General features: G+C 61.3%; 3 protein-coding genes and 3 pseudogenes. 4 read left to right on the forward strand and 2 right to left on the reverse strand.

Annotated elements, in window-relative coordinates; translation table 11 throughout:
* Positions 1–299 precede the first annotated feature (299 nt).
* Positions 300–680, forward strand: a pseudogene (locus ABZ624_RS41405) (transposase); the annotation flags it as partial.
* A 273-nt stretch (positions 681–953) separates the two neighbouring features.
* A pseudogene (locus ABZ624_RS41410) lies at positions 954–1,150 on the forward strand (ISL3 family transposase); the annotation flags it as partial.
* Between the two features lie 15 nt (positions 1,151–1,165).
* On the opposite strand, the pseudogene ABZ624_RS41415 reads toward ABZ624_RS41410, so the two are convergent.
* Positions 1,166–1,357, reverse strand: a pseudogene (locus tag ABZ624_RS41415) (integrase core domain-containing protein); the annotation flags it as partial.
* 1,072 nt (positions 1,358–2,429) lie between these two features.
* On the opposite strand from ABZ624_RS41415, the gene ABZ624_RS41420 reads away from it, so the two are divergent.
* Entirely contained in the window at positions 2,430–4,067 is a 1,638-nt protein-coding gene (locus ABZ624_RS41420) for a ribosome-inactivating family protein (protein WP_360100650.1), read from the forward strand.
* An 818-nt stretch (positions 4,068–4,885) separates the two neighbouring features.
* Positions 4,886–6,922 (forward strand): matrixin family metalloprotease, encoded by a 2,037-nt coding sequence (locus ABZ624_RS41425; RefSeq protein ID WP_360100653.1) that lies wholly within the window; start codon positions 4,886–4,888, stop codon positions 6,920–6,922.
* Here ABZ624_RS41425 and ABZ624_RS41430 read toward each other — a convergent pair.
* The gene (locus ABZ624_RS41430; RefSeq protein WP_360100656.1) at positions 6,906–7,157 is read right to left on the reverse strand and encodes a hypothetical protein; all 252 of its coding nucleotides are present in this window, start codon (positions 7,155–7,157) and stop codon (positions 6,906–6,908) included. The genes ABZ624_RS41425 and ABZ624_RS41430 overlap by 17 nt on opposite strands.
* Between the last annotated feature and the right edge of the window lie 103 nt (positions 7,158–7,260).

Below are 7,260 nucleotides of genomic sequence, written 5' to 3' on the forward strand. Positions count from 1 at the left end.
GGCGACAGCACCAGGCCCGCATCAGTCACTACAAACGACGCGGACACAGTCCCTGACCTAGCCATCAGTCACGGCAAGCACCGTTGCAGTACTAGTCCGCACCGACAGCGCCGAATCCGCGAAAGCCTTCCCCGCTCACGTCCGTGACATGCGGAAACGAGGAATCCGTACCTTCTTCTCAGTCGGATACGCCATCACCGAGCCGGTCCGCCGCGCTATCCGGGCCATGCCCAACCGCCTCTGGCACCCCGCCCTGGACCAGGACGGGACACTGCGTGACGGCGCTGAGGCCGCCGAGCATGGTCGACCTTGCCGGCTATCCGGTCGGCACCGCATCATCGTGCGCCGCGAGCAGTCACACCCCGGAGCCCAGCTGTCCCTGTTCGACCAGAACGAGGGCCTGCGGCATCAGGTGTTCCTCACCGACGCCCCCCTACTCCGGTGGCGGTTCCGACCGGTTCCTGGAGGTCCGTCACCGCGGGCATGCCACCGTCGAGGACCGCATCCGGTGCGGCAAGACCACCGGCTTTGGCCGCTTCCCTTCCCGAGACTTCGGCATCAATGCCGTCTGGCTCGAACTCAGCCTCGCGGCGATCGATCTGCTGGCCTGGATGCGCGTCCTGCTGCTGGACGGCGAACTCGCGGCTGCCGAGCCCAAGAAACTCCGCTACGGGCTGCTGCACGTCTCAGCCGCGGAGGCCGACGCCTCCGCTTGCGGATATCGGCGACCTGGCCCTGGCGAAATGAACTCGCCCCGGCCTTCCACCGCCTTCGCCGGGCTGCCCCATCCCGCGCGGCTGATCAATGGCCCTCCGACCGCCCACGACCCGAAAGAGCTTGGAGAACCCGACCCCTGCGCCGGGACTCCGCCATGCCCAAAGCCACGAAACCACCCCGCCAACCCGACAGCAGACGATCAGCAACGTCTCATCAACCCAACCAAAACGGCAAGGCTAGCAGGCCGGGCGGGAGCACGGTTACTGGCGATACTCGCGCACCCGGCCCTGCGGTCCCTGATGCCTATCCCGTTGCCCACCGGCCGGGTGGCCCAGGTGATGGCGTCGACGTTTTCCCTCTGCGCCGGCGGCACCGCTATGCCCCCGGGGTGATCGACGCCGAAAATCATAAGCGGATCGACGTGCTGCCTGACCTACGCCGAGGCTGCCTAGGTGTATTGCCCTGTGAGGTTGGGGAAGCGGCTGGCGGGTGGTTGGCCCTTCAGCGCGGTGTGTCCGCGGTGGTGATTGTAGGTGTGCAGCCATTCGCCGAAGGCCTCGCGTCGTTCGGTCTCGGAGCGGTAGGGGCGGGCGTAGGCCCATTCGTCGAGCAGCGTGCGGTTGAAGCGTTCGACCTTGCCGATGCTCCTATAGCTGTCAAGGAAGATCAGGCCGCGGTGGTGAGGTCTCGGCAGGAAGTCGGCTGTTCTGCGGTTCGCGGGATGAGTGGCGGTAGACCTCGCGGACGATGTGTCGTTTCAGACAGCGGATGATCTCCGTCTTCGTCTTGCCTTCGGCTGTCAGGCAGGCCACGCAGGACTGTATGCGTGGCTCCCAGGCCATGCGGCTGACCGCCGGGGACGGGCTGCGCTGGGGGGTGTGGATGCGGTCGGTGGGTACGAGGGGCATCACGAGATGCGCGAGATTATCAACGCTCAACTACCTCTCACCAGCTGGGCCCGAACAGCGACATCGAAGAGAACGTAGACTCACAATCGCGGCATGAACCTCTGTGTCTACACTCCGGGGGACGCCTCAGATTCGAAACACGCAAGGTGTACAACACCCTGCGTGCCCGGCTGGGCGGGGTGCAGTCCATGAGACCAGTGGTTTTTCGGCCCATGACAACGCAGCGCGGAATCGTTCCACTCGGCGATCAAGGTGGAGTATATTCGCCGCGCCCGAGTCCAGCTGAAGATCACTACATGGTCAGGACTTCTACAACACGCGCCGCAGACATAGCGCCAGCGTCGGCTGCCTCCGGTGGAGTTCGAACAGACCATCATGAAAGCGCGGCCAGGCTCGCATCAGAAGGCTCAAGTCGTGCAAGAAAATCCCTCGCGCTTCCAGAGAATTGACGCCTGCCAGACATGACAACAGTCATATCGCTGGCACAAGATCACGTCACCCTTGCGATAAAGGATCTACGCTCAGGTGTGACTTACGACACATAAAAATTTCGTTGGTCGGGCGAAACGGGACGACCCGAGTGTGTGTCTACATATGCAAAGTAAGTTTTCTCGAGGAGGGAAGCAGAGGCGTCATGCAGACGGTGAGTTGTCGCCGCTGCCCCTGGTGAGATACAGGGGAAGCATCGCAGAGCGGGTTTCCTGAAAGGAGTTGCAGAGAGTTATGGGTGCTCATTCAAAGCGTCACAGTAAGAGGACGGCGCCTGCATCATGTGTTTTCACGAGGAAGCTGGGCCGACAGGGGATGAAAGTGGCGGTAGTCGGGCTGACGGTGGCCACATTGAGCGGATTTGGCGCAGGGCAAGCCCTGGCCGGCGGCCGGAAAACAACCACCCCTAAGCCGGTCACGGCCACTACGCAGAACCCTGTGGCGGTGCCTAACGAACCTCCCGCCGTCGAATACCAGGTCCAATCATGGGACCCAGAAGGTTACGTTCGTTTTCTTGAGGATGTCCGGAGGGAATTTTCTGGCGGCGAAGTCAGCGGTGATGCTTCTCAGACCGAGCAAGTTGGGCGCGTGCGGACCATCCGACTCCTTCCTGGGGAGGATGATGCGGGGATTGATCTTGTGGTGCGCTCCAGTGATCTTTACGTGCTGGGCTGGCGCTGGGCGTCGGCTGGCGTGCACGGCGTTTTATACGCATTGAACGGTTCAAATCTTGACGGCTCGACTCCTGCCCGAATTGCCGGCAACTATGATAGTTTGCCGCGTCGCGACGGTGTTTCGCTCGGTGGTGAACAGCTGAACGACGCCATCAGAACCTTAATGAGGCATGACGGGCGTGGAGATAATCAAAGGGCACAAGAGGCGATCACGCGGATGATACAGATGGTGTCCGAAGCGGCCCGCTTCCGTCCAATACAACGATTCCTTGAGCAACACTGGACAGACTCGGCTCCTGCGGCCCCTTGGGTTCAGCAGATGGAAAATAACTGGGGTCACCTCTCCCAGGTTCTGGGTTATTTTGGACAACAGCGTAGAACACAGCCGAATAATCATGGGACAGCCTACTACAATTATACGGACGAACACGGGAACGCTGTTAGCGAAGAAGTCTCTCAGCTATTAGCGCTCGGTAACCGCAGCGACGTTGACAAAGGGATGGGACTTTTTTCACGACGGGAAGTGGAACGCTTGTCGAGTATGGGGCCCCAATCCATTCAGCCCCTTCAAGATGCGCTCAGAATTCGTAATAGTAACATCTCTTTAGATAGGGTAACCGAGTCGCCGAGGGGCTCAGAGAGCGGGCACGTTCTTGCGGACGACGGGACAGACACAAATCATGTGGACGAACCAGGACCGTCGGGATGGAGCCTAGCTCATAACCATCGGTCCGATCTTAAGAAGAGAGAGGCGGGCTTCAGGGCTCAACCGGCCCCAGTGACCGACGAGCAGGAGACTGGGGGTAAGGCTGTGGATGCGCGTAAAGCTGCGGTGGAGGCTGGGGCCGAGCGCGAGGGTGCCATGGTTGGCAGGGTCGGCAAGCCTCGGGTGGTGAATGAGGTCAGGGGCGGGGAGGCTCCGCGTGGGGCCGGTATGCAGTCCAAGCGGGTTGAGCCCGTCGGCGAGGACGTAAGGTTGACTGAGGGGCGGGAGGCGATCAGGGACAGGGTAAGCAGGCGTGGGGAGACCAGCTCCGTCATTGACGGGGGCTCGCGTGTCCGTCGTTCTGTCGATTCTCTCCCTGGCCCGGGCCGGGGCGGATTCCCTGGTGTCGATTCCGCCCGTAGCCGGGACGCGCACCGTGTCGGCTCTGGCGACCCCTTTGACAGGGGTATGGACCCCGCCCGTCGTGACGGCTCCACTTTTGCCCGGGGCACGGAACGTGACTCCGCGGACCATCGGGGGGAGCGGGATAGGCGTTTTACCGACGAGGCGTAGGCACGAAAAGGGCCACGTGGAGTAGTTGTCCGGGGCCGGGGCTGGTCTGCCGGCGGCGGCTGGTTGCGGTGCCGGGTCCTGGACAAGTGTACGCGCCTTGTGCGGGAGTGTCGTCGGACGCTCACGCACAGGGCCGTAGCCGTCGATCCCGGGTGGGTACGCCGGCCATTTCCGACGATGCGATCCTGTGCCAGGAGCGGCACCTTCCCGGGTTCTGGTGGGAGGAACTGCGTCGAACTTGATCACTCGGTTCGCTCCGGCGTACGCGGAAGCAGCCTTCGTCTGAACAGTGCTCCAACCACGGAACACACGTTCAACAGGAAGGCCGTGAGGATGCGTTTGCTGCAACACGTTGCCCGGCGAGAGCCGTTGGCGCAACTCTCACGCTTCTAGGGCGAGTTCTTCTCGTGTCTCATTGCTCGTTCGGATGCGGTTGTTCGAGCTGCCTGACGCTGTGCTGTGACGGGCCAGTCAGATCACTGGCCGAGCTGTCGCGCCAACTACATCCGCCCGGGCGCGCCCAGGGGTTCCGGTCTGCGTTCGGCGGCATCTCACCCAACGTGACAGTGCCATGCCAGGATATCCAAGATCGCTCCGTCGTCGAGATGAAGCGACGACCACAGGTGACTTACGCCACAGCGGAAAGTCTCGAATCAGCGTAACAGGCCAGCCATTCATGGGTCTCAAAGGGCATACAGCAAAACATCTCATCGATCTGAGCAAAGGCGCCCGATCTTCCGGCCATCAATTATCCCCGGCTGCTTTAATATTCCTGTAGAAACCATCAGACTCTTTTTTGAAAATCCAAGGAGGTTGACATGTCTGGACGTCACAAGAAGGTACGCGAGACGTCAATGGCAGTGGCAAGCCGAAGCGTTGCTATGAGTCTTTCGTTGGGGGTTGCCCTGACTGTAACGGGCGGGCTGCAAATCGTAAATGCCACCGTCAGTTCGGCGGCCGCGACTCCTTTCAACAACTACCATCCTCTCCGACCCGCTGCGGATGGTCATTTATATTACCAATTTGATCAAAATATCGAGCAAGCAGCAAGAGAGGCGCTGATAACAGCATTCGATACGTGGAATAAGCAGCTTGGGTACGATCTTTTCCGTGTGTCGAGTTCCGGACAACCTGCGCAGGTAAAGGTCCATATGGGCAAATTTCACGACGCCAAGGCTAGAGGTGGGCCGGATGGTGACGTGGTCCTCAGTGAGGATTACTTCACCGAGGCGGGAATTAAACGTCAATGGGATACATACACTGGCAGCTTGTTCCATTCTTACGAAGAATTTAGGAAATCCAGGATAGGGGTCGGTAATGTGCACACCACTACGCACGAGTTAGGTCACGTTCTGGGGTTGAAGCATCCTTCTGAGGCTGCAGGCAGTGAGCTTATGATCGGGGACGGCACTGAGAAAATTGACGGCATCCCGGCTGGAGAATGGGTTGGCAGCGATGCCAACGATAGAACGTTACTCGGCCCAAATGAGGGTGAGGTCGATTTCGTGAGAAAGCAGTACCCGAAGCCGAAAGATGCGTCAGAATGGGCGCCAGCGCCGCAAGGCTGGTACGACCGACAAGGCTTCCATAGCCCAGGCTCCGGTACCGAGAATGGGCAGCGCGGCGATGGCGCGAAGCAGGCGAATCGAGAGGACTCCCATGCCGGGGGTGGGATTCGACAGACAGCGCAGGGTGATGATGTTGGGCGCTGGGATAAGTGGTTTAGCAGCAAGGATGATGCCCTGAAGGAAGCGCGCCGGTTGGATGAAATGGGCACCTTAGATCCGACGAACTTCACAAAACCCGAAACTGTCGAGCGCATGAAGTACTTGAAGGAATTACTCCAGCAGGAAGAGGCCGGTTCGCGCTCCGGTACCGAGAATGGGCAGGAGGGCGATGGCGCGAAGCAGTCCAACCAAGAGGGATCCCGTGCGGAGGGACAACAGCCTCAGCACAGTAGTGGGAGTCGCCAGCGGGGGAGTGAAGGTCGGGCTGCCCAGCCCGAGGAACAGTCCACCCGACAGCGGGGGCAGTCGACTGACGGCTCCAGCCGTAAATTTGTATACCTCAGCAAGAATAGGCACAATGTCTATATCCGGGATGGCGGCCGGTACGTTCCAGTATCGCGCATCGATTACGAAGGGTCTATTCCGGACGCCAAATATGAGCCCGTATATCTTGATGAAGAAAGGGGTATGGTTTATGACCGTAATGGTGCTGCGCAGCCGCGTGCACAATATGAACGCGAGAACAGCGATGACAGCTCGCGGCTACATGATGCCCCTCTGGGCGGCGACGCTACAGAATCCAACAAGGCGTTCGAGAAGGCAACGGGGGGCAAAAGACACGTCCGCGCGGCGTCCATGGTGTCCGATGGTATCGGGGTCAATCATGCTACCGGTGGGCGCATTGAGGCTGGGGCCGAGCGCGAGGGTGCCATGGTTGGCAGGGTCGGCAAGCCTCGGGTGGTGAATGAGGTCAGGGGCGGGGAGGCTCCGCGTGGGGCCGGTATGCAGTCCAAGCGGGTTGAGCCCGTCGGCGAGGACGTAAGGTTGACTGAGGGGCGGGAGGCGATCAGGGACAGGGTAAGCAGGCGTGGGGAGACCAGCTCCGTCATTGACGGGGGCTCGCGTGTCCGTCGTTCTGTCGATTCTCTCCCTGGCCCGGGCCGGGGCGGATTCCCTGGTGTCGATTCCGCCCGTAGCCGGGACGCGCACCGTGTCGGCTCTGGCGACCCCTTTGACAGGGGTATGGACCCCGCCCGTCGTGACGGCTCCACTTTTGCCCGGGGCACGGAACGTGACTCCGCGGACCATCGGGGGGAGCGGGATAGGCGTTTTACCGACGAGGCGTAGGCACGAAAAGGGCCACGTGGAGTAGTTGTCCGGGGCCGGGGCTGGTCTGCCGGCGGCGGCTGGTTGCGGTGCCGGGTCCTGGGCGGCAAGTAGCGGCCGCCCCCGCCAGCCCCTGGTCATCGAGCCGGGCGAGTTCGGCCGGGGTGTAGCAGCCCCGGTCGCGGCGGCCGCCACAGGACGACGCCCAGCCGAGGGCCCGGTAGAGCCAGACGAGCAGCAGGGCGGGCGCGAGCATGGCCAGACCTAGTACTGCAACGGTGCTTGCCGTGACTGATGGCTAGGTCAGGGACTGTGTCCGCGTCGTTTGTAGTGACTGATGCGGGCCTGGTGCTGTCGCC

It is taken from the genome of Streptomyces sp. NPDC007205, assembly GCF_040634095.1.
GTDB lineage: Bacteria > Actinomycetota > Actinomycetes > Streptomycetales > Streptomycetaceae > Streptomyces.

Bases quoted from the DNA above. Each gene is read 5' to 3' on its own strand.
- ABZ624_RS41420 (WP_360100650.1), top strand. From the start codon at position 2,430: ATGAAAGTGGCGGTAGTCGGGCTGACGGTGGCCACATTGAGCGGATTT.
- ABZ624_RS41430 (WP_360100656.1), bottom strand. From the start codon at position 7,157: ATGCTCGCGCCCGCCCTGCTGCTCGTCTGGCTCTACCGGGCCCTCGGC.
- ABZ624_RS41425 (WP_360100653.1), top strand. From the start codon at position 4,886: ATGTCTGGACGTCACAAGAAGGTACGCGAGACGTCAATGGCAGTGGCA.